Source organism: Pseudoalteromonas luteoviolacea S2607 (assembly GCF_001625575.1).
GTDB lineage: Bacteria > Pseudomonadota > Gammaproteobacteria > Enterobacterales > Alteromonadaceae > Pseudoalteromonas > Pseudoalteromonas luteoviolacea_E.
The window spans coordinates 51,059-72,483 of sequence record NZ_AUXV01000002.1; the positions used below are offsets into that span (position 1 = coordinate 51,059).

General features: G+C 42.8%; 19 protein-coding genes. 16 read left to right on the top strand and 3 right to left on the bottom strand.

What is annotated here, in order from left to right:
• Window positions 1-61 precede the first annotated feature (61 nt).
• From N480_RS01685 to N480_RS01750, 14 genes are all read left to right on the top strand, one after another.
• Window positions 62-427, top strand: coding sequence for a response regulator (locus tag N480_RS01685; RefSeq protein WP_063370801.1), 366 nt, complete (start codon window positions 62-64; stop codon window positions 425-427).
• A 294-nt stretch (window positions 428-721) separates the two neighbouring features.
• Window positions 722-3,139, top strand: a complete 2,418-nt coding sequence (gene thrA / locus N480_RS01690) for a bifunctional aspartate kinase/homoserine dehydrogenase I (protein ID WP_063370802.1) — start codon at window positions 722-724, stop codon at window positions 3,137-3,139.
• A 10-nt stretch (window positions 3,140-3,149) separates the two neighbouring features.
• Window positions 3,150-4,079 carry a homoserine kinase gene (thrB, locus tag N480_RS01695; RefSeq protein WP_063370803.1) on the top strand — a complete coding sequence of 310 codons (930 nt, stop codon included), beginning with the start codon at window positions 3,150-3,152 and terminating at the stop codon, window positions 4,077-4,079.
• 9 nt (window positions 4,080-4,088) lie between these two features.
• Window positions 4,089-5,372 carry a threonine synthase gene (gene thrC / locus N480_RS01700; RefSeq protein WP_063370804.1) on the top strand — a complete coding sequence of 428 codons (1,284 nt, stop codon included), beginning with the start codon at window positions 4,089-4,091 and terminating at the stop codon, window positions 5,370-5,372.
• A 257-nt stretch (window positions 5,373-5,629) separates the two neighbouring features.
• Window positions 5,630-6,886 carry a serine hydroxymethyltransferase gene (gene glyA / locus N480_RS01705; RefSeq protein ID WP_063370805.1) on the top strand — a complete coding sequence of 419 codons (1,257 nt, stop codon included), beginning with the start codon at window positions 5,630-5,632 and terminating at the stop codon, window positions 6,884-6,886.
• Window positions 6,887-7,062: 176 nt separating this feature from the next.
• A complete protein-coding gene (nrdR, locus tag N480_RS01710) occupies window positions 7,063-7,512 on the top strand; it encodes a transcriptional regulator NrdR (RefSeq protein ID WP_063370806.1) in 450 nt (149 codons plus the stop codon).
• Complete coding sequence (gene ribD / locus N480_RS01715; protein WP_063370807.1) at window positions 7,512-8,627, top strand: bifunctional diaminohydroxyphosphoribosylaminopyrimidine deaminase/5-amino-6-(5-phosphoribosylamino)uracil reductase RibD; 1,116 nt, start codon at window positions 7,512-7,514, stop codon at window positions 8,625-8,627. The genes nrdR and ribD overlap by 1 nt, the downstream gene beginning before the upstream one ends.
• A gap of 8 nt (window positions 8,628-8,635) precedes the next feature.
• Window positions 8,636-9,292 carry a riboflavin synthase gene (locus tag N480_RS01720; RefSeq protein WP_063370808.1) on the top strand — a complete coding sequence of 219 codons (657 nt, stop codon included), beginning with the start codon at window positions 8,636-8,638 and terminating at the stop codon, window positions 9,290-9,292.
• Window positions 9,293-9,326: 34 nt separating this feature from the next.
• The gene (gene ribBA, locus N480_RS01725; protein ID WP_063370809.1) at window positions 9,327-10,439 is read left to right on the top strand and encodes a bifunctional 3,4-dihydroxy-2-butanone-4-phosphate synthase/GTP cyclohydrolase II; all 1,113 of its coding nucleotides are present in this window, start codon (window positions 9,327-9,329) and stop codon (window positions 10,437-10,439) included.
• A 119-nt stretch (window positions 10,440-10,558) separates the two neighbouring features.
• Complete coding sequence (ribE, locus tag N480_RS01730; protein WP_063370810.1) at window positions 10,559-11,023, top strand: 6,7-dimethyl-8-ribityllumazine synthase; 465 nt, start codon at window positions 10,559-10,561, stop codon at window positions 11,021-11,023.
• An 11-nt stretch (window positions 11,024-11,034) separates the two neighbouring features.
• Complete coding sequence (gene nusB, locus N480_RS01735) at window positions 11,035-11,445, top strand: transcription antitermination factor NusB (protein ID WP_023398524.1); 411 nt, start codon at window positions 11,035-11,037, stop codon at window positions 11,443-11,445.
• 44 nt (window positions 11,446-11,489) lie between these two features.
• Window positions 11,490-12,455, top strand: a complete 966-nt coding sequence (thiL, locus tag N480_RS01740) for a thiamine-phosphate kinase (protein WP_063370811.1) — start codon at window positions 11,490-11,492, stop codon at window positions 12,453-12,455.
• A gap of 8 nt (window positions 12,456-12,463) precedes the next feature.
• Window positions 12,464-12,949, top strand: coding sequence for a phosphatidylglycerophosphatase A (locus N480_RS01745; protein WP_063370812.1), 486 nt, complete (start codon window positions 12,464-12,466; stop codon window positions 12,947-12,949).
• 26 nt (window positions 12,950-12,975) lie between these two features.
• Window positions 12,976-16,053: a ligand-binding sensor domain-containing diguanylate cyclase gene (locus tag N480_RS01750; RefSeq protein WP_063370813.1), complete on the top strand. Its 3,078-nt coding sequence runs from the start codon at window positions 12,976-12,978 to the stop codon at window positions 16,051-16,053.
• Window positions 16,054-16,102: 49 nt separating this feature from the next.
• Here N480_RS01750 and N480_RS01755 read toward each other — a convergent pair whose 3' ends face one another.
• Both N480_RS01755 and N480_RS01760 read right to left on the bottom strand, forming a co-directional pair.
• Window positions 16,103-16,330 carry a hypothetical protein gene (locus N480_RS01755; RefSeq protein WP_063370814.1) on the bottom strand — a complete coding sequence of 76 codons (228 nt, stop codon included), beginning with the start codon at window positions 16,328-16,330 and terminating at the stop codon, window positions 16,103-16,105.
• Window positions 16,331-16,520: 190 nt separating this feature from the next.
• The gene (locus N480_RS01760; RefSeq protein ID WP_231102209.1) at window positions 16,521-17,357 is read right to left on the bottom strand and encodes a substrate-binding periplasmic protein; all 837 of its coding nucleotides are present in this window, start codon (window positions 17,355-17,357) and stop codon (window positions 16,521-16,523) included.
• A gap of 185 nt (window positions 17,358-17,542) precedes the next feature.
• Between N480_RS01760 and N480_RS01765 the strand changes: the two genes are divergently transcribed.
• Window positions 17,543-18,520, top strand: a complete 978-nt coding sequence (locus N480_RS01765) for an FHA domain-containing protein (RefSeq protein ID WP_063370816.1) — start codon at window positions 17,543-17,545, stop codon at window positions 18,518-18,520.
• Between the two features lie 87 nt (window positions 18,521-18,607).
• Window positions 18,608-19,495 (top strand): hypothetical protein, encoded by an 888-nt coding sequence (locus tag N480_RS01770; RefSeq protein ID WP_063370817.1) that lies wholly within the window; start codon window positions 18,608-18,610, stop codon window positions 19,493-19,495.
• A 25-nt stretch (window positions 19,496-19,520) separates the two neighbouring features.
• Here N480_RS01770 and phaC read toward each other — a convergent pair whose 3' ends face one another.
• On the bottom strand, window positions 19,521-21,290 hold the full coding sequence (gene phaC, locus N480_RS01775) for a class I poly(R)-hydroxyalkanoic acid synthase (protein ID WP_063370818.1): 1,770 nt from the start codon (window positions 21,288-21,290) through the stop codon (window positions 19,521-19,523).
• Window positions 21,291-21,425 lie beyond the last annotated feature (135 nt).

The window sequence follows — 21,425 nt, forward strand, 5'->3', positions numbered from 1 at the left end:
TATAAGATTAGAACAACAATAACGTTTATTTGTTACTAGAACAATAAAGATTTACCTTCTTATGAGCTATTCTGTGTTAGTGTGCGACGATTCTACTGTTGCCCGTAAGCAAGTGGTACGCTGTCTCACATCAAACCTTGATGTAGATGTGTGTCAGGCTAAAAATGGTCGAGAGGCAGTTGAAATATTGCAAAAATCGCAAATTGATCTGCTGTGTTTAGATCTCACCATGCCAGAGCTTGATGGTGTGGGTGTACTCGAAGCGATTAAAGTTCACAAAATAGAGACTTTTGTCGTGGTCATTTCAGCAGATATTCAAGCCCAAATGAAAACTAAAGTGGCAGAGCTTGGTGCAATTAAGTTTTTAGAAAAGCCCGTCAAATCAGAACAGTTACTCTCTTTATTGAGCGAATACGGCATTCGTTAGATAGCTTCTCCCTTTCCTAGTACGTATCTTGAACTTTTTGCATATTTAATTTACTTCTTGTTGCTTGACAGATTGCCTAATGATCAGGCAGTCTAGTTTAGGTAAGCAATTTTTAATCAATTTTGAATTAGGTTAATCAAAGAAGCAATGAACCAAATTACACGTAACGTGACAATTATTATTACGACCACCATCCATACTGGATAGTGGCATAGGTCCGTGCGTATTAATAAAGGCCTGTGCTCACCGAGAGCACAGGCCTTTTTTCGTTTTAGGAATGAGGAAAAACACAGTATGCGAGTTTTAAAGTTTGGGGGGTCCTCTTTAGCAGACTTTGATTGTCTGCAGCGAGTACAGTCTCTAGTATCAAATTACAGTAATGATAATGCAGTTGTCGTACTTTCAGCACCGGGGGGCATGACAGATCAGCTAGTCGATTTAGCTGACTGCGCGGCTAAAGGCGCAGATTATGAGCCGCTTTGGGCTGCTTTTGAGTCTCGTTGTTTGAGTCTAAAGGAAGTCGTTGAATCAAAATTCGGTTCGTTGGCTGGTTGGCCTGATTTAGGGTCATTAAAAGACAAATTAGCTGGCGTGAAATTACTGAAGCAATGCCCCGAGGCAGTTAACGCATTTATAATCAGTTTTGGAGAGCGTATCAGCGTTGCATTAATGGTGAACATGTTGAAAAGCCAAAATGCACGCGCACTAGATGCGACCCAATGCATTAAAACGCAATCGCAATACTTAGATTCAGAAGTGCAACTGGAACAGACAAAAGTTGCGCTTGCTCAACAAATAGAGGCAAACGGTTCTGGAATATACATCATAGCCGGGTTTACAGGTAGTAATGAATTAGGCGAACTTACAACGTTGGGCCGAAATGGTTCAGATTACTCTGCTGCCGTAATCGCGGCGAGCATTAATGCAGAGATCTGCCAAATATGGACAGATGTGGATGGCGTTTATAGCGCAGATCCTCGTCTTATCAAAAAGGCAACGAAAGTATCGAAACTGTCTTATAAAGAAGCAATGGAGTTGGCGTACTTTGGTGCAAAAGTGCTGCATCCTAAAACGATCTTACCGTGCGCCAAAGCAAATGTACCTTGTGAAATTAAAAATACGCACGATCCGGATGTCCCCGGTTCAATGATTTCTGCTCACAGCGATAATGATTCGCCAGTGAAGGCGCTTTCTAGTTTGGATAAGTTAGCGATGTTAACGGTCGCAGGCCCAGGCATGAAAGGCAAAGTAGGGATGGCTGCACGGGTATTTTCGGCACTCGCAAATGACAACGTATCTATTGTACTGATCACACAATCCTCTTGCGAGTTTAGTATTAGTTTCTGTGTGTATGAGCAAGACTTGCCACTGGCGATGCAGGCTTTACAGTCTGCATTCGAACTTGAAACGAAAGCGGGCCTGATAGAGCCCATTGAAGTTCAAAAAGACCTTGCCATTGTCACGCTTGTGGGCGACAACATGCGCTCGCATAAAGGTCTCGCGGCTAAATTTTTTGCGTCTTTGGCTCAAGCCCAAGTGAACATTGTAGCGATAGCGCAAGATTCAACTGAAAGCGCGATTTCTGCTGTTGTGTCTGGTGAGCTTTGTAAAGATGCGATGAAGGTTTGCCATGAAAACTTCTTTACACATGTACCGTCTATTGATGTATTTTTATTGGGGTGTGGGCTGGTAGGTACCGAGCTTGTTCAACAATTGAAAAAGCAACAAGAGTGGCTTGCTAATAGAAATATTAAGTTAAACTTATACGGTGTTGCAAACTCCAAAAAATGCTTGTTGTCTGCAGAGGGCATTCAATCTGACGATTGGCAGGCCCTGCTTGAATCTTCTGAAGTCTCTTTCTCCATCGATAGACTAGAGCACTTTGTAAAATCCAATCATTTAATCAACCCTGTGATTGTAGACTGTAGCTCTTCTCAGCTTCTCGCTGATCAATATAGTCAATTTCTGCAAGCTGGATTCCATGTCGTAGCAGCGAATAAAAAAGCCAACACTGGCGATATGGCTTATTACCGAGAGCTAAAACAAGCAGCTGTTAATTCTGGTAGGAAGTTCCTCTATGAAACAAATGTCGGTGCAGGGTTGCCTGTACTAGATAACTTACAGCTTTTGTTTGGCGCTGGTGATGAACTGTTATCATTCAGTGGCATTCTATCTGGATCGCTTTCTTATATGTTTGGTGCCATTGAAGACGGATTGTCCTTGTCGCAAGCGACTGCACAAGCCAAACAAAATGGCTTTACTGAGCCTGATCCCAGAGATGATTTGTCCGGCACTGACGTAGCGCGCAAGCTACTAATCATTGCGCGCGAGGCTGGACTTGATCTAGAGCTAGATGACATTGAGGTGGAGTCTGTGGTGCCCGATGACTTTGCCAAAGGAACAAATGTTGATGAATTTATGGCACGTTTACCTGAGCTGGACGCAACCTTTGCAGATAGAGTGCAGAGCGCGGCAAGTGAAGGGAAAAAGCTCCGTTATGTCGGCAGCATTGTAAATGGCAAGTGTAGAGTAGGTATTGAAGCGGTTGATACGCAGCATGCATTGTTTGATATTCGTGATGGAGAAAACGCCTTGGCTATTTTAAGCCAGTATTACCAACCAAAACCATTTGTTATCCGAGGTTATGGTGCTGGTGCAGAAGTGACAGCAGCGGGTGTTTTTGCCGACATATTGAAGACTTTATCTAGGTAAGGAAGAATCGATGAGAAAGTTTTTTGCACCAGCATCAATTGGCAATTTTTGCGTTGGGTTTGATTCGTTAGGTGCAGCAATTGCGCCTTTGGACGAGCAGTTACTTGGAGATGTTGTTTATATTGAAGAAGCTGAACAAGATACCTTTAAGTGTATTGGCGAATATGCTCATAAACTACCCAGTGATCAGGAACATAATTTAGCTTATCAATGTTTGGCACATTTTAGGTCTCATGTAAAAGCGGATATGCCCTGTGTTGCACTGACTCTTGAAAAGCGTTTGCCTATCGGCTCAGGCCTTGGGTCGAGTGCGTGTTCGGTCGTAGCAACATTTGCTGCACTTGATGCATACAGTGGAACACAGTTGTCTCAAGTACAAATGATAGAATTGATGGCGGACTTCGAAGCAAAGGTAAGTGGTGCGCGCCATTATGACAATATTACACCTTGTTATTTAGGTGGCTTGCAATTGACGTCTGAGATAGTGCCCGACAGAGCTATCGCATTACCGACAGATCCAAATTGGCATATTGTGGTTGCTTTTCCTGGATTCGCATTGAATACCGCACAGGCCAGAGCTGTGTTACCCGAGTCTTTAGATCTTAGCCAAAGTGTCGAGTTCGCACAGCGACTAGCAGCATACACTACTTTACTACAACAACAGCGTTTTAACGATGCGGTAGAGCTGATGCAAGACGCGATAGCTGAACCGAGTCGTGCGCCTTTAATACAAGGCTACGCAGATGCAGCGGTTAGTTTGCCAGAGCTAGGGGCTGACGTAGTAAGTATTTCTGGTGCGGGTCCAACACTTTTTGCGCTGTGCACATCATATGAGATTGCGACACGCTGCCAAGATTGGCTAAGCAAGCACTACGTAAACGAAAATGGCTTTAGCCATATCTGTAAGTTTGATAATCAAGGCACACGAGAACTTGCCTAAGGAATTAATATGAATTTAGTAAATTTAATGGACCCAGAGCAACAGGTGTCGTTTACAGAGGCGGTTAAAGTAGGGCTTGGCCGTAAGCAGGGTGTGTTTTTTCCAGCGGAGCTTCACAAGCTCTCTGATATTGAGGCATTGCTGGCGCTTCCTTTTACACAGCGCAGCGGCAAGATTTTACAACATTTAATCGGGGATGAGTTACCAGAAGATACTATTAATGACATGGTAACGCGTGCGTTTAACTTTCCAGCGCCACTTGTTCAAGTTGAAGAAAATAAATATTGCCTGGAATTGTTTCATGGCCCCACTTTGGCATTTAAAGACTTTGGTGGGCGTTTTATGTCTGAGTGTATTAGTTTATTCAGTCAAGGTGAGCGGGTCACTATATTGACAGCCACCAGCGGCGATACAGGTGCGGCTGTCGCGCATGCATTTTATGAAAAAGAAAATGTTGATGTCGTTATACTTTACCCTAAGGGTAAGATTTCTCTGGCGCAGCAAAAGTTGTTTACAACGCTAGGAAAAAATATTCATTGCTATGCAGTTGAAGGTAGCTTTGATGATTGTCAAGCTATTGTTAAACAAGCATTTCTAGATGAAGAGGTAAAAGAAAAGTTAGGACTAAATTCTGCTAACTCAATTAATATTAGCCGTCTATTGGCGCAGGTTTGCTATTATTTTGAGGCGTTTGCACAAGTCCCTCAGGACAAACGCAACAATGTACACATTTCAGTTCCCAGTGGTAACTTTGGTAATGTGTGTGCCGCGATGATTGCTGCGGCAATCGGTCTACCGGTGAAAAAACTCAGTGCGACAACCAACCAAAACGATACTGTTCCACGGTATTTACAATCTGGAAACTGGGACCCTAATGCGACATTAGAGTCATTATCTAATGCAATGGATGTGAGTAAACCTAATAATTGGCCTCGGGTTGAAAGTATGATTAAAAATGGAATCTTTGATAAAGATTACTTTTATTCAAGTTCTGTCTCTGAGGCTCGTACCCGTGAAGTGATGCAACAAATCAATTCAACCGGGTATGTTGCTGAACCGCATACAGCCATAGCCTATGAAGGACTTGCTATAAATAGTAAAGCAGATGAAACGGGCATTTTCTTGGCGACGGCGCATCCGGCGAAGTTTAAGGAGTCTGTAGAAACCGTTTTACAACAACAGCTTGACATGCCAAAAGTGTTGTCTGATGCGTTGGTCAAGCCCTGCTTAGCGGAAACAGTTAATGCCAATTATGCGGAGCTTAAGCAGCGTATATTCGACAAATTAGTGTAAATTGTGGCTTTTTAGTTTTGACTTATGCATGCGCAGAATACCGCCAATCGTGCGCATGCATATTTTAATTTCAAATGTAATTCAGTTATTTCATAAATAAATTTTATGTTTAAATAAAAAAATATCATCCCACAAAGACTGTGAAATAAATTCAATCCCTGCTTAAATATGCTCACGCAGATTTCGTAGGCAACTGACCATAAATTGCGTACAATTGCAGACGATAAACTTAATCATACGTGCACCTAGGAGAAACCATGTTAGAACGTAACATGAATATTGCAGATTTTGACCCTGAATTACATCAAGCGATCCAGTCAGAAACGACTCGTCAAGAAGAGCATATCGAACTAATCGCATCTGAAAACTACTGTAGCCCACGTGTGCTAGAGGCTCAGGGGTCACAGCTTACAAATAAATATGCTGAAGGTTACCCAGGCAAGCGTTATTATGGCGGTTGTGAGCACGTAGATGTTGTTGAGCAACTAGCAATTGACCGCGCATGTGAACTTTTTGGTGCAGATTACGCAAACGTGCAACCGCATGCGGGTTCTCAAGCAAATGCTGCAGTTTTTCAAGCATTACTTCAGCCACATGATACTGTTTTAGGTATGAGCCTTGCGCATGGTGGCCACCTTACACACGGTTCACATGTGAACTTCTCAGGTAAAACTTACAATGCAATTCAGTACGGCCTAAATGAAGAGACAGGCGAAATTGATTACGCACAAGTAGAAGCATTAGCACTAGAGCACAAACCAAAAATGATCATTGGTGGTTTCTCAGCATACTCAGGTATTGTTGATTGGGCTAAGTTCCGTGAAATTGCTGACAAAGTGGGTGCATACTTATTAGTTGATATGGCACACGTAGCGGGTTTGGTTGCTGCGGGCGTTTACCCTAACCCGGTACCTCACGCTCATGTTGTAACAACGACAACGCATAAAACACTTGCGGGTCCTCGTGGCGGGTTGATTGTTTCAGCTTGTGGTGATGAAGACATTTACAAGAAACTAAATAGTGCAGTATTCCCTGGTGGCCAAGGTGGACCTCTGTGCCACGTTATCGCGGCTAAAGCGGTTGCATTTAAAGAAGCATTAGAGCCAGAGTTCAAAGCGTACCAAACGCAAGTTGTTAAAAATGCACAAGCGATGGTCGCAGTGCTACAAGAGCGTGGTTATAAAGTGGTTTCTGGTAAGACAGACAATCATTTATTCCTTCTTGATTTGATTGATAAAGATATTACTGGTAAAGATGCAGATGCAGCACTTGGCCGCGCAAACATCACAGTAAACAAGAACTCAGTACCAAACGACCCGCGTTCACCGTTTGTAACATCTGGTCTTCGTATTGGTTCTCCAGCAATCACTCGTCGTGGTTTCAAAGAAGCTGAAGCTGGTGAGCTAGCAGGCTGGATCTGTGATGTACTAGACAACATCAATGATGAGTCAGTACAAGCAGAAGTTAAAGAAAAGGTAAAAGCTATCTGTGCTAAATTGCCAGTTTACGCATAATTTAAGTCACAATTAGCGTTATTTTTGATATTATTAAGGCCGCAATTATGCGGCCTTTTTTATTTTACTTAAAATCACTTGCTGCATTTAAAACGAGAGTTAACTCAACGGATTAAATGTTAGCTGCCAACCACAAAGCGCCGCATTGTAGAGATTGACTATCACAGTGAGAATATATGCATTGTCCTTTTTGTACGGCGAAAGATACCAAAGTTATTGATTCGCGATTAGTGGCCTCTGGTCACCAAGTACGTCGTCGTCGTGAGTGTATTGTTTGTCATGAACGCTTTACAACTTTTGAAGGCGCAGAACTCCTTATGCCAAGAGTCATCAAGCAAGATGGGACTAGGGAGCCCTTTAACGAAGATAAGCTTCTCAATGGTTTACATAGAGCACTGGAAAAGCGCCCTGTGAGTACTGAGCAGATTGAAGAAGTGGTACATCAAATCAAATCTCAAATTCGAGCGACTGGTGAACGTGAAGTAAACAGTCAAATGATTGGTGAATGCATCATGGAAGCTTTGAAAAAATTGGACAAAGTTGCATATGTTCGTTTTGCCTCTGTGTATCGTAGTTTTGAAGATATTAAAGAGTTTGGTGAAGAAATCGCGAGGCTTGGTGACTGATGCATTTTACCCAGGCTGATTATGACTATATGGCGCAAGCCATCGCGCTTGCTAAGCAGGGATTCAATACGACAACGCCAAACCCAAACGTGGGCTGCGTCATTGTTAATGAAGGTGAGATCGTTGGGCAGGGTTTTCATATCCAAGCAGGTGGCCCGCATGCCGAAGTTTTCGCTCTGCGCGAAGCGGCCGATCGGGCGCGTGGCGCGACTGCCTATGTCACACTTGAGCCTTGTAGCCATTATGGTCGCACTCCCCCTTGCGCTAAAGGCTTGATTGATGCCGGCGTCAGTAAAGTGATTTGTGCCATGGTGGACCCTAACCCTGAGGTTGCAGGCAATGGTCTAAAGATGTTGCAACAGGCTGGTATTGAAACCGCTTCTGGGCTCTTAGAACAAGAGGCTCGGGGACTTAATAAAGGTTTTCTGAAGCGTATGGAGCATGGTGTTCCCTATGTGATTGCAAAGCTTGCAGCAAGCTTAGACGGCAAAACGGCATTGCAAAACGGCAAGAGCAAATGGATAACTGGACCAGATGCCAGAAAAGACGTACAGGCATTTAGAGCTAAAAGCTGTGCGATTTTGTCAGGTGCAGATACTGTACTTACAGATAATGCGCGCCTTAACGTCAGAATAGAAGAGCTATCTGATGTACCAAAGGGGCTAGAATGTGGCGATGTACGTCAGCCTGTTCGCGTTATTATTGATACTCAAAACCGCCTCTCACCAGCCCTTGCGCTTTTTCAAAGCCAGTCAAGAGTCATTATTTTACGCTCAGAACTTGATAATCAGCATAACTGGCCACATTTTGTAGAACAAGTCTGCCTGCCAACAGTAAGAAACAAATTGGATTTAAAGGCTGTACTGCAGTTTTTAGCCAGCAGAGACATTAACTTGGTGTGGCTAGAAGCGGGAGCTACCTTATGTGGGGCCATGCACGAGCAAGGCTTGATTGATGAATATATTGTGTATTTTGCTCCCAAGATTATAGGGGAAGGTGGAAAGGGATTATTTCAAAGTAGTATTTTGACTGAAATGAATCAAATCCAAGAGCTCCAACTAACCGATTGTACGCAAGTTGGTAATGACATTCGTATTAGCGCGATTAAAAAATAAGAGAAACTATGTTTACAGGCATTATTGAAGCAACAGGTACGCTCACTGAATTAACTTTGAAGCAAGGTGATTTAAGTGTGCGTGTAAAGTCAAGCTCACTGGACATGGCGGATGTTGCGCTTGGAGACAGTATTGCAACTAATGGCGTATGTTTAACGGTTGTAGAAAAGTATACAGATGGCTTTCGTGCTGATGTGTCGAACGAAACGCTGTCGTTGACTCGCTTTGGTGACTACAGCGTTGGCCAGAAAGTGAACTTAGAAAAAGCATTACAGCCTATATCTCGTCTAGGCGGTCATTTGGTGTCGGGTCATATTGATGGCGTTGCCACAATTGTTGCTATTGAGACCAACGCACGAGCAACAGAGTATTGGCTATCTGCACCGAGCGAGTTGCTCAAGTACATTCCATACAAAGGATCTGTGGCGATTGACGGTATTAGTTTGACGGTGAATGCCATAGAAGGTAACAGATTTAAACTCACCATAGTGCCTCACACAGCGCAAGAAACAACTATCGCTGATTTTAAATTAGGGACTATGGTTAACTTAGAAGTTGATCAAATAGCAAGATATTTGGAGCGCTTGATCCAGGGTACACAAGCGCCAGCCAGTGAATCGACTCTCACAACCAGTTTGTTGGCACAAGCTGGCTTTATAAAATAATTGCCATACAAACAAAGTAATTAATGGGAAGATTATGAGCTTAAACAGCGCAAAAGAGATCATCGAAGATATTAAAGCCGGTAAAATGGTTATCTTGATGGATGATGAAGACCGAGAAAACGAAGGTGATTTAATTATCGCCGCTGAACATATCACGCCAGAGGCAATTAACTTTATGGCGACTTATGGTCGAGGTTTGATTTGTCTGACTATGACACAAGAGCGATGTGAGCAGCTTGACTTACCGCTTATGGTTAGAAATAACGGTGCACAATTTTCCACGAACTTTACTTTGTCTATTGAAGCGGCAAAAGGCGTAACTACGGGTATTTCTGCCGCTGATAGAGCCCGCACGGTTCAAGCTGCTGTGGCAAAAGGTGCGTTACCAGAAGATATTGTTCAGCCGGGTCACATTTTCCCAATTATGGCGCAGCCGGGTGGCGTACTAACTCGTGCAGGGCACACCGAAGCGGGATGCGATTTAGCGCGTTTAGCTGGGCTCGAGCCGTCATCTGTGATTGTTGAAATATTAAACCCTGACGGCACTATGGCTAGACGTCCTGAGCTGGAAGTTTTCGCAAAAGAACATGGTATTAAAATCGGCACAATTGCGGATTTAATTGAGTATCGAAACCTAAATGAAACCACAATAGAAAAAGTTGCTAAATGTAAGCTGCCTACCGAGTTTGGCGAGTTTGATTTAGTGACTTATAAAGACACTATTGATAACCAACTGCACTATGTTTTGCAAAAAGGTGAAATTCAAGCCGATGAGGCAACGTTGGTACGTGTTCACTTACAAAGCACGTTCAATGATATTTTGCTTTCCGATCGCAGCGCAGATAGAAGCTGGACATTACATGGTGCAATGCAGTACATCGCAGAAAATAGTGGTGTTTTGGTCATCTTAGGTAAAAATGAACAAACAGAAGATCTTGAGCAGTTGGTCAAAGCGTTTGCAGCAGAAGATCAAGGCGAAAAGATTAACTATCGTAAGTTCCAAGGTACTTCTCGTACTGTGGGCGTTGGGTCGCAGATTCTGGCCGATTTGGGCATTCAGAAAATGCGCTTAATGAGCTTACCGAAGAAATATCACGCATTGTCAGGTTTCCACCTGGAAGTCGTAGATTATGTAGAGCCACAATAATAATAAGGCTTTCTCTCTTTTACACCTACTGACTGGTTTGGACAGTAGGTGTTTTTCTTTAAGATGTGCTATCATGCGCGTCAATTTGGCTATTGCTAAAACTGATTAGGAATCATCTAATGAAAATAATTGAAGGTAACAAATTCACACCAGGTAAAAAATTCGCCATTGTCATTTCTCGCTTTAACGATTTTATCGGCAGCAGCTTGTTGGAAGGTGCAGTAGATGAACTAAAGCGCACCGGTGGTGTTAAAGAAGAAGACATCACAGTGGTATATGTACCTGGTGCCGTAGAGTTACCTCTAGCAGCAAAGCGTCTAGCAATGAAAAAAGAGCACGATGCTATCATTGCACTAGGCGTTATCATTCGTGGCGGGACTCCACATTTTGATCTTGTTGCCAATGAATCTAATAAGGGATTAGCAAGCGTTTCATTAGACTACGATATCCCTGTTGCATTTGGCGTATTGACAACAGAAAGTATTGAGCAAGCTATTGAACGTGCGGGAACTAAAATGGGTAACAAGGGTGGCGAAGCTGCACTTGGCGCATTAGAGATGGTTAACGTACTTGAGCAAATTTAAGAGGAATCTCAGTGAAACCAGCAGCTAGACGTAAAGCACGCGTACTTGCATTGCAAGCTGTCTATTCATGGCAGCTTAGCGGCAATCCAATTGCCGATATTGAACAGCAAATGTTAATTGAAAATGACGTTTCTAAAGTAGACGTTGAATATTTTAAAGACTTAGCGCGTGGCGTTGCAGTAAACCATAAACAGTTAGATGAGGCGATTCAACCTCATTTGTCTCGTCCATTTGACGACTTAGACATGGTTGAATTGGCTACCTTACGTGTGAGTGCTTACGAGCTTAAGTTCCGTGAAGATGTACCTTATAAAGTGGCTATTAACGAAGGGATTGAACTGGCCAAGATATTTGGTGCTGAAGACAGCCATAAATTTGTAAATGGCGTGTTGGACAAAGCAGTTAAGAAAATCCGCAAATAAGCAAAGTCATGAGGAGAGCCGGCGTTGGCCGGCTTTTTTAATGTATGAAGGAATTTGAGTTAATAAATCATTACTTCAAAGGCCGCGGTATTACTCGCCGTGATGTGGCCATTGGTATAGGTGATGATTGTGCTGTGGTTGAAGTCCCTGAAAACTGTCAACTTGCAGTAACCACCGACACCTTAGTCGAAGGTGTGCATTTTTTCCCTGATATTCCAGCCAGAGCTTTAGGTCATCGCGTGCTTGCGGTCAATTTAAGCGACCTTGCAGCTATGGGTGCTGAGCCTACTTGGGTTTCAATTGGCTTGACTTTGCCTAATGTCGATATAGATTGGCTAGAGCAATTCACCGAAGGCATGCATGAAATAGCAGAATACTACAATGTGCAATTAATAGGTGGTGATACGACTCAGGGGCCACTGACAATTACAATTTGCGCCAAAGGAATTATTCCTAAAAATAAAGCGTTGACACGTGCAGGTGCGAACATAGGTGATTGGATTTACTTAACTGGGCCCGTTGGTGATGCTGCGCTTGCAATTGAATCAAGAAAACGAGGCATCAAATTATCTCCGGAACAGGCCAAGCGTGTTACTGAGAAACTTCATTATCCGAAGCCACATGTCGCTGCAGGACAAGTACTACGAGGGTTAGCGACGGCGTGTATTGATGTCTCCGATGGTTTGTTGGCAGACTTACAGCATATCTTAAACCATTCGACAGTGGGTGCTGATATCGATGTTGCAAGTGTTCCTATTTCGGATGATTTGAAAGCGATTGAAGACCAAGCGCTCATCGATATGTTGAGTCTATCGTATGGCGATGATTACCAGCTGTTATTTACGGTAAATGATAGTAACCGCAGTGCTGTTGAAGCGCGCCTGAGTCAATATGGCGTCGAGGCAAAATGTATTGGCCAAATCACCAATAATGTTGGCAATATTGAGCTGTTAAAGCATGGTGAAAAGTATATCTTGCCTGAGCAAATCGGATATGAACATTTTAATTAGGAGTGAGCTTGGATAAGCCGTTGAAGTTCAATCTCAAACGCCCGCATCAATTTTTTGCATTGGGCTTTGGTACTGGTTTAGCTCCGAAAGCGCCCGGTACTGTAGGTACGTTAGCAGCGTTACCTTTTATTTTTGCAACCATGACTCTACCGGTTTGGTTTCAAATTAGCTTAGCTATCATAATGACTGTTTTTGGTGTGTGGATTTGTGGAAAAACAGCACGTGATGTTGACGTCCATGATCACCCCGCCATAGTATGGGACGAAGTTGTCGGCTTTTATATCACGATGATAGGTGCGGCCATCAGCTGGCAATCGCTATTGGTTGGCTTTGCCTTGTTTCGATTTTTTGATATCGCAAAACCAGGACCCATTAGAATGCTAGATAAAAAGCTGCATGGTGGTCGAGGGATAATGGCCGATGATGTACTGGCAGGTGTGTTTTCATTAATTTGTATCCAGGCTTTGTTTAAAACAGGTGTCCTTGGCGGCTAAACGAACGTTTGAGTAAGAGGGAGTCTATGCGTAAGTTTTTTCTACTGTTAATCATGCTGGTCGCAACAAGTGCATATGGAGCGATCAACGACTACGTTGTAAAGCAGTGGAATATGCAAAATGATTTGCCATCACAAAGTATCAAAAGTGTGGTACAAGATCAGCAAGGCTATATTTGGTTAGGAACCCAATTTGGCCTGAGCCGTTTTGATGGCCACCAATTTGTCAATTTCAATACGCAAAATAGTAACTTTTTGGTAAGCAATGCCATCAATAAGTTGCTAGTTGACCGTTTTGGTATGCTATGGGTTGGCACACGCCGTGGTGTATTGCGTATAGACCCACAAACAATGAAGGCACAGCAATTTAAAATTCAAGCTGATGTCAAAGATATAATTGAGGATACCCGTGGCAATATTTGGGTTGCCGCAAACGGACTATATTACATTTCAGCCAAGCGCTTGATGTTGGATAAAAACAATCTAGACGACAGCAAGCTCTCCCTAACCCATATCAGTCAGATTGTCGGAGCAGTGACAAAAATGGCCCCATCGCCAGATGGGATCTGGCTGGTGAATGAACGCCACCTTCTTCGCATAGGGGAAGCGCAATCGGTCGGCTCCAATGGTATGCGTCTGGAGCTATCAAGTAAGATCTCGTTGCCAAGACAGTTAGCCCAAACGAATATTCATGATCTAGCTTGGGTGGATGGAAAACTCTATTTAGCTTCTCAGCTCGGTGCGTTTTTTCTCGACTTTGATGAGGTTTTACGACGCTTCGATGAGATAGGAAATAGTGCGGTATACAAATTTTTAAGCGACGACCAAGGTGGACTTTGGGTGTCGACCTATGGCCGGTTGCTTTACAAAGAAAGTGGCGGTGAGTGGCAGTCCGTAGATCTTGTACAGCTTGATCAAGGTATTTGGTTTACCGACTTATTTATCGACAAAAGTAATAATGTTTGGCTTGCGAGTATTAATGAAGGGCTCTGGCTTGCACATGCTGGGAGAGTAGAGCGGTTTCAGGCCGGACTGAGAGGAAAACAAGCAATCTCTGCGATGACCATGGGTCCCAAAGGTAATGTATGGGTGGCGACTCGCGAAGGGGTAGGGATGTTAGATCAAGATGATAACTACCAGCCCATTATTACACCTGCTCAGCTCAAGGGCGTTGAAGTTCATGACATGGAGTTTTTAGACGGTCGTCTATATCTTGGAACCGGACGCGGTGTGGTCATTTATGATGATGGACGGCTGCTCGCTATTCCAAATCGAGAATTTCGTCAAACTCAAGTATTTACAATCAGCCCATCTAACCAAGGTGGCTTGTGGATCGGAACGGGCAGAGGCTTGTATCGACTCGACTACAATGGGCTAACACCTTTCACCTACAATGCGTTTTTAGGCAGTCAATTTGTTACTTACGTTGTAGACTTCCCGAGGTTTGGATTTATAGGGACTGATAAAGGAGCTTATAAGTACAACGAACGCGGGATCGAAAAAATCGGTGGACAAACGTCGCTGGAATCTGCTTATGTGACCAGCATTCTGCATGTCGATACTTACACAACCTTGGTAGGCACCTTCTATGATGGACTCTATTACAAAACCGCGAGTGGTGACTGGTTTCAATTAGACGCATCCCATGGTTTGCCTTATGGTCCTATATTGTCTTTGCACTATGATAAGAAGCAGAACTTTATTTGGGTGAGCTCTATGAAAGGTGTTTATCGCATGTCGATAGAGCAATTCACTAGCGAAATTGAAAATTTAAAAGTAGAGCAGGTGATCAACCCATTTGATAGGCAATTGGATGGTATGCCAAGTCAATGCTGCACCGGTCTTGGGCATGACTCGGTGGTTGAGGTAGATGATGTGCTGTTATACCCGAGCTTGCAAGGCGTTGTGCGTATTCCTAAAAGTGTGAAGTTATTCAGTGACAGTGAACTTGAGCCACGGTTCGAAGGGATCACAACACCAAGTAGGGAATTAACGCCAAATAAAATTGTTGAGAGTATTACCTTAGATACCAATGAGCGTGACTTAACAATTCGCTATACCGCGATAGATTTTTATGCCCCACAAAGTATTGAATTTCGCTATAAATTAGAAGGTCACGACGAGCAATGGCGAGACGCTCTAGCGCGCCGAGAAGCGATCTACACGAATTTACCACCCGGAGAGTTTACTTTTAAGCTGGAAGTCAAAAGACGTGGAGAAGATTGGCAAGAGGCGCATTTGAAGGCGGTGAAACTGGTTTTGCCGCGTCGATTTGATGAAACTGTGTTTTTCAGATTGATCATTACATGTGGCTTTATATTCTTGTTTTATCTCGTTTTCTGGGTATTCAGAGCGCAAGAGAGAAGAAAGCAGGCTGCATTGGAAGCACTGGTTACCGAGCGTACCACAGAACTTAGAAAGGCAAATGAAAAGCTCAACAAAGTTAATACACAGCTTAAGCTTGTCAGTCACTCTGATGAATTAACGGGTCTGAAAAGTAGGCGATTTTTATTTGATCAATTGCCTAAAGACATTGAGCATTATCAGCGCAATGCGCAGTCCTTACGAGAGCAAGGAAAGAGCTTAGTATTGATGATCCTCAATATTGATAAATTTAGTAAAGTCAACGACGCGAATGGTCCTATTGGCGGTGATAGCTGTTTACAACAATTGGCTACTTTGTTAAACACGCGCACTCAAGGTTCGGACTATGTTGCAAGGTGGAGTGGCGATGAGTTTCTGCTGTTACTGAGAGACTTTCAATGCAGTGACGTTGATGAGTATGTCAAAGATCTCTGTAAGGCAATCGGCGAGTTTGATTTCACATTGCCCAATGGTAGATCGACGAATATGACGGTGTCAGTTGGTTGGTCATTCTATCCACTACAAATGCTTGGTGGCCATGTTATTGGTTGGGAAGCGTCAGTTAATTTGGCTGATATTGCGTTGCACCAAGTTAAACGCAGTGGCGGTGATGGAGCAGCAACCGTGATGTTTGACGACGAGCTAGATGCCTTTGAATTCGAACATAGTCAAAATGTCGAGTCGCAATTGCAGCTTCTACAAACTAATGGATTAGCAGAGATTAAAGTTTGGATGCGATAAAGTGAGAGAGCAACTGCTTTCTCACTTTTAAACATGCCTTACGTGTGCGTTAGCATTTACAGGTTACTAATGTCACTATCACACAATCCAAGTCTTTTGTGTGGCAATCTCCTACCTCAGAGACAGGACAAACTTCTTTTGATAATCGGCATTTGTTTGACATACAGCCACCAGCAGTGAGGTCGAAGCCACCCGCTATTTTTGGGGTGTGATTAAACTGGAGTGTGTTTGATTTGCTAAGGTTTTTAAGCTTGTTCTTTTTCAGTGAAAGTTTCATTGATTTTCCTTATAAATAATTTGAGCAATATATCCTTGCTCGCACTTAAATATTTGAGTGTATATTCACCGCTTGGTTATGAGATATGGCAGTTTGCGCGAATTAAATTGCCTAGCTAAGTGAATATGGGCCCATACTTGAGCTAGTTAATACTATTTACTTAGTCTGACAGCGTCAACTAGTGGGGGAATCAACGTGTGTTTTTTTGCTGAACGGTTTGCAAGGCTTTATTCATTTTTTCAATGAAATCGAGCTTGTAAGGAAATTTATCACCATTCTCTTTTGTGTATCCGATATGGGCTGTACGCGTTAAAACGACACGGTCCTCTTTAAATTCTCTGATAGCTAAGGTTTGCAATTCCGATTGCAACGATTCTATACCCATCACGGTAGATAACCTATCATTTAAATAACAGTCGAGGCGGTTTTTTGCCAGCTTTCTTATATTTGACCGGGTATCCTTGTTTTCCCAAATCTTGATTAACCCCCTTTCTCTCGCGCTTGCGAGTTCATCGTCGAGAATTAAAAAACCGGCATTGATGCCGATATTAATCGGTCTAGAGCTGGGCTTACGACGAAGTATATTTTGTAAGGTGATCCCTTCATTACAAAAGGCAACGACGGCTTCTTCGCCCAATGAAACGGAATAAGGCCAAATATAGGGACGTTTGTCTTTATGAATATAGGGAGGCATTAACGCGAAAGCGTCACCGCTTTCCATTGCGGCCACACCTCTTTTCCAAGGAATGGCTTCAAGTGTTACTTGATAATGATCTGACAGTTGCCTTGCTGCTAATTTCACTTGCTCCACATAGATACCATACAAATAACCATTGCTAACGTATGAATAAGGCGGGTAACTGTCATCAACTAAAATCGTCACTCTAGGTTTAGCATCAATGTGCCTTTGAGCAGCGTGCAGGCTAGGGCAGGTAATCATAGTAAAAAGGGTAAGAATCACAAACTGACGCGATAAAGCATGCATAATGATGATCGATTGATGGGAGTCATTGATAACTTTAGGCAATTTTAATGCAGATTGCCAGAGTTATGGTTATTCGCTGCTAATTCATCCCCTTGCGTAATCTGTCGACACTGTAATAAGGCGTAATTTATTTGCATCGCATTAATGGCTAGAATGAGTCCATAAGATAGACTAAAAAGATACGATGCTATGCATGTGTCTTTAGAGGATTTGAAGCAAGGTGATTTATGGCAAAGCTCAGAGTAAAGGACAGCACAGAAGTGATTTACCTTAAAGCGTTTCATCGTTTTGGTAGATTGACTTATTCTGTTGATACGCAAGTTAGCGGTGTAGAAATATCTCGAATTCATGCCGTGATTGAGCACAATGGTAATAACTGGGAGCTTAGAGATCTGAGCAAGAATGGAGTTTGGATGAACGGGCAGCGGATTGCCTATAATCAGGCAATTGCATTGAAGGTAGATGATGAGATCACATTTTCTGAAATGCACCCGCAAACCTTTGTCGTTGATTCAACCTCTCCTCCTAAAGATCTTTTGATCCCAACTAACAATGAGCAGCCTGACGACGTTATTTCTCTAGAAAAATATCATTTCTTGCCTTCAGAAAGCGACCCTGAAATTGTCGTTTTTTATGATAATGAAAAAGTATGTTGGTGTTACGAACATTTAGAGTCTGGCAAAATCGTTGCTTTGACTGACAGTGACAACTTAAGTGTTGCGAACGAATTATGGTATTTATTCCAAGTTGAAGCGGCTTCACAAGAAGCAACGATGCCAATAGACAATGCACACCAATCGAGCTTGGAGTTTTTGTTTGATATCAGCTTAGACGAAGAGATAACAGAGCTCAAAGTTAACCACAATGGTGCCTCTCTCGATTTTGATATCAGAACGCATCACTATTTGACAGCTTTACTAGCGAGATATAAAGCACGAGATGAGGCCGCTGTTGAAGAAGAGCAAGAGAGGGGCTGGGTTTCTGTATCTCAATTGTCTAAAGATCTGGGGATTAGCGAAAGCCACATTAACATCCAAATCCACCGCGCTCGAAAGCAGTTTGTGGACTTAGTCGATGACAAAAGCCTAGCGGAAAAAATTATTGAGCGTAAGCGAGGAAGAGTAAGGTTTGGTGGTAAGCATTTCACCATTAAAAAAGGCGCACATACAGAAGCCTCCTATGATGGCTTACAACTAGCTCACTAATAAGAATTAAATTGCATGTATATCTAATGAAAGATATGCATGCTTTACTTGGTCTATTGATTTGCGTTTAATCTGCCGAGAGAGCAAATGACCAAGCAAGGAGTTACATATTGCAGTATCGCTAAGCTATTTTGCTTGTGTCTGCTAATTTCCCATCAAGCAACATTCAGCCGAGAAATTGTCGTTGATTTCAAAGGTAAATCGCCAAGTCCACAGCAACAAGCCGTCATATTTGAGTGGTTAAACTACGGTGTGGATGCAGTTGAGAAAACGCTTGGCCCAATGGCTCAATCGACGGTTCCTATCAGCGTTAGCATGACATCAGCCAAGGAGCCAGTTCCGTGGGGCCAAGTTGTAAGGGGGCATATAGATGAAATTAATATGCGCATAGGCGAATTTAATTCTATAGATGACTTAACATCTGACTGGACCCTTTATCATGAATTTTCCCACTTATATCATCCGCTGTTTGCATACCAAGATTTTTGGCTTGCCGAGGGGTTAGCAACTTATTTTCAAAATGTGGTTATGCTGCAAAATGGTATTTATAGCAAGGCAGAGTTTCTTAGGCGCATACAAGACGGCCTAGAAAGAGGCAAAGTGGCAACACGTTCTCACATGGGCCAATTGGACAAGGTGTCTGTGAATATGTGGCGCTTGAGAGCTTACCAAAGAGTATATTGGACGGGGGCTGCATTTTTTGTTGAGGCAGAAACACTGTTGAAAAAAGCAGGTGCAAAATACACAGTCGCGCAAATATTGGCGATGTACCAAGTATGTTGTCGCTCGGGTGAAAGCGAAGGTGCATCTAAAAGTGCTTATAAGTTTGTTGCTCGGTTAGACAGTCTGTCTGGGACAAAGGTATTTTTGCCACTATACAAGCGTTATAGGTATGCAAAGGGATTTCCTAATATAAATAATGAGCAACTAGCGTTGCTCATCAAAATATATTCACCGCGTGAGCCTGAGTTATAGAAACAAGGCAACGAGCGATAAAAACTTATAGCCTTGCTTTCACATATTCACCAGGTGCGTCGTATATTCCCGGATTGGCCTTGGTTTTAATGGCTCTTGCAGGTACCTTTTCTTCTGTGAATTGCGTGATCCACTTACCCCAGTGAGGCCACCAAGAGCCCTTGTTATGCTCAGCTTTCTCAAGCCAGTCATTCGCTTCACCTTCAGGAGTTGGACCACTCCAAAATCCATATTTATTTGCTTTGGGTGGGTTAATTACACCCGCGATATGGCCAGATTCACCAAGTACAAAGGTGGTTTTCGAACTGGTAAATTGAAAACCCTTGAATGTCGCTTGCCAAAGCGCGATGTGGTCATCGCGAGTAGACAGGGCGTAAATGGGCTGCTTCACTTTTGCCAAGTCAATCTTAGTACCTCTAATATCGACTTCTTTAGAGTCGATTAAGCGATTCTCTAAGTAAAGGTCTCTTAGCATAAAGTTGTGGCATTTGGCTGTGAGATTGGTACTGTCGCCATTCCAATAAAGCAGATCCAAATCCATTGGAGGCTGACCTTTTAAGTAGTTATTAACGTAATAGTTCCAGTACAGGCTATTTTCTCTAAGCATGCTAAACGATACACCCAATAAATGACCGTGCATTACACCATTTTGCTTATTGTATGCTTCAAGCGCCGAAACTGTGCCTTCATTCACAAAAACGCCCAATTCACCGGGTTGCGAAAAGTCGAGTAGCGTCGTTAACAGTGTAGCGCTCTTTATTTTTTGCTTCATACGCTTTGACGTAAAGTACGCCATGGCAGTAGCAACCAAAGTACCAGCGATACAATAACCAATCGCATTGACATATGCCTCACCTGTTAGCTTTTCTATTTCGTCTAGTGCAGCAATGACACCATCGACTACGTAATCTTCAAAACCAACTTCTGACATACTTGAATCTGGGTTCTTCCAAGAAATCATAAACACCGTATGGCCGTTGTCCACAGCCCACTTCACATAAGAATTTTCTTCTTTTAAGTCGAGAATATAGTATTTGTTAACATACGGAGGAACAAATAAGAGTGGTGTTTTGTATACGTCTTTGGTTGTTGCTTTGTATTGAATAAGCTCAAACAAGTGATTTTGGAATACGACTCGACCTGGGGTAGTTGCAAGGTCTTTTCCCAGCTCATAAGCATTCTCATTGGTCATGCTAATCCTTAGCATGTCACCACTTTTTGCCATGTCTTTTTTAAACAGCTCCAAGCCATTAATCAGGTTTTGTCCTTCTGATTCAATCGTCAGCTTTAACAACTCGGGGTTTGTCGTAATAAAGTTACTTGGAGAAATTGAATTGATGACTTGTCTCGCAAAAAACTCGAGGCGCTCTTTTAGCTTTTCATCAAGCCCTGGTGTTTGACGAATTGACTCGAGTAATGACTGGCCAAACAGCAAATAGCTTTGCTTAATGTAGCTAAACCACGGGTTATCTTGCCACTCATTGGCTAAGAAACGCTTGTCTCCTCGCTCGGTTGAGATGACTTCCTCGGTTGAAGCATTCATACTGTGCTCCCAAGTTTGCTGAACAATTTTGAGCTGCTCTTGCCACCAGTTTAATTGTTGTTTTGCGAATAACTCTGGTTGCTTTGTAATTTCTTGCGCCCATTGACCAAAGTCTTCGGCACTTTGCTCATTGAGTGCTTTTTGGACTGGACTGTTTTTAAAGAGGTTACTGGAGAAAATATTGTAGAGATCTTGATTATACTGCCACCAAGCTGTCATGGTCTGAGTAAAATCTTTATTGTCGATATCCATTTTTTGCTTCCTAGTCTTAGGTGTGACAGGTTAGTTGTTGCTTCGAAAAGCAAATTCAATTGTGTCCTTGTGTACAACCTGATAATTCATATTGTTTAAACTGGAGTTTAAAATGACCTGTCTAGTAAATTGCTA

Bases quoted from the DNA above. Each gene is read 5' to 3' on its own strand.
- N480_RS01765 (WP_063370816.1), top strand. From the start codon at position 17,543: ATGGCAAAGCTCAGAGTAAAGGACAGCACAGAAGTGATTTACCTTAAA.
- glyA (WP_063370805.1), top strand. From the start codon at position 5,630: ATGTTAGAACGTAACATGAATATTGCAGATTTTGACCCTGAATTACAT.
- N480_RS01750 (WP_063370813.1), top strand. From the start codon at position 12,976: ATGCGTAAGTTTTTTCTACTGTTAATCATGCTGGTCGCAACAAGTGCA.
- N480_RS01755 (WP_063370814.1), bottom strand. From the start codon at position 16,330: ATGAAACTTTCACTGAAAAAGAACAAGCTTAAAAACCTTAGCAAATCA.
- N480_RS01720 (WP_063370808.1), top strand. From the start codon at position 8,636: ATGTTTACAGGCATTATTGAAGCAACAGGTACGCTCACTGAATTAACT.
- phaC (WP_063370818.1), bottom strand. From the start codon at position 21,290: ATGGATATCGACAATAAAGATTTTACTCAGACCATGACAGCTTGGTGG.
- thrC (WP_063370804.1), top strand. From the start codon at position 4,089: ATGAATTTAGTAAATTTAATGGACCCAGAGCAACAGGTGTCGTTTACA.
- N480_RS01685 (WP_063370801.1), top strand. From the start codon at position 62: ATGAGCTATTCTGTGTTAGTGTGCGACGATTCTACTGTTGCCCGTAAG.
- thrA (WP_063370802.1), top strand. From the start codon at position 722: ATGCGAGTTTTAAAGTTTGGGGGGTCCTCTTTAGCAGACTTTGATTGT.
- ribBA (WP_063370809.1), top strand. From the start codon at position 9,327: ATGAGCTTAAACAGCGCAAAAGAGATCATCGAAGATATTAAAGCCGGT.
- nrdR (WP_063370806.1), top strand. From the start codon at position 7,063: ATGCATTGTCCTTTTTGTACGGCGAAAGATACCAAAGTTATTGATTCG.
- ribE (WP_063370810.1), top strand. From the start codon at position 10,559: ATGAAAATAATTGAAGGTAACAAATTCACACCAGGTAAAAAATTCGCC.
- ribD (WP_063370807.1), top strand. From the start codon at position 7,512: ATGCATTTTACCCAGGCTGATTATGACTATATGGCGCAAGCCATCGCG.
- thiL (WP_063370811.1), top strand. From the start codon at position 11,490: ATGAAGGAATTTGAGTTAATAAATCATTACTTCAAAGGCCGCGGTATT.
- thrB (WP_063370803.1), top strand. From the start codon at position 3,150: ATGAGAAAGTTTTTTGCACCAGCATCAATTGGCAATTTTTGCGTTGGG.
- N480_RS01770 (WP_063370817.1), top strand. From the start codon at position 18,608: ATGACCAAGCAAGGAGTTACATATTGCAGTATCGCTAAGCTATTTTGC.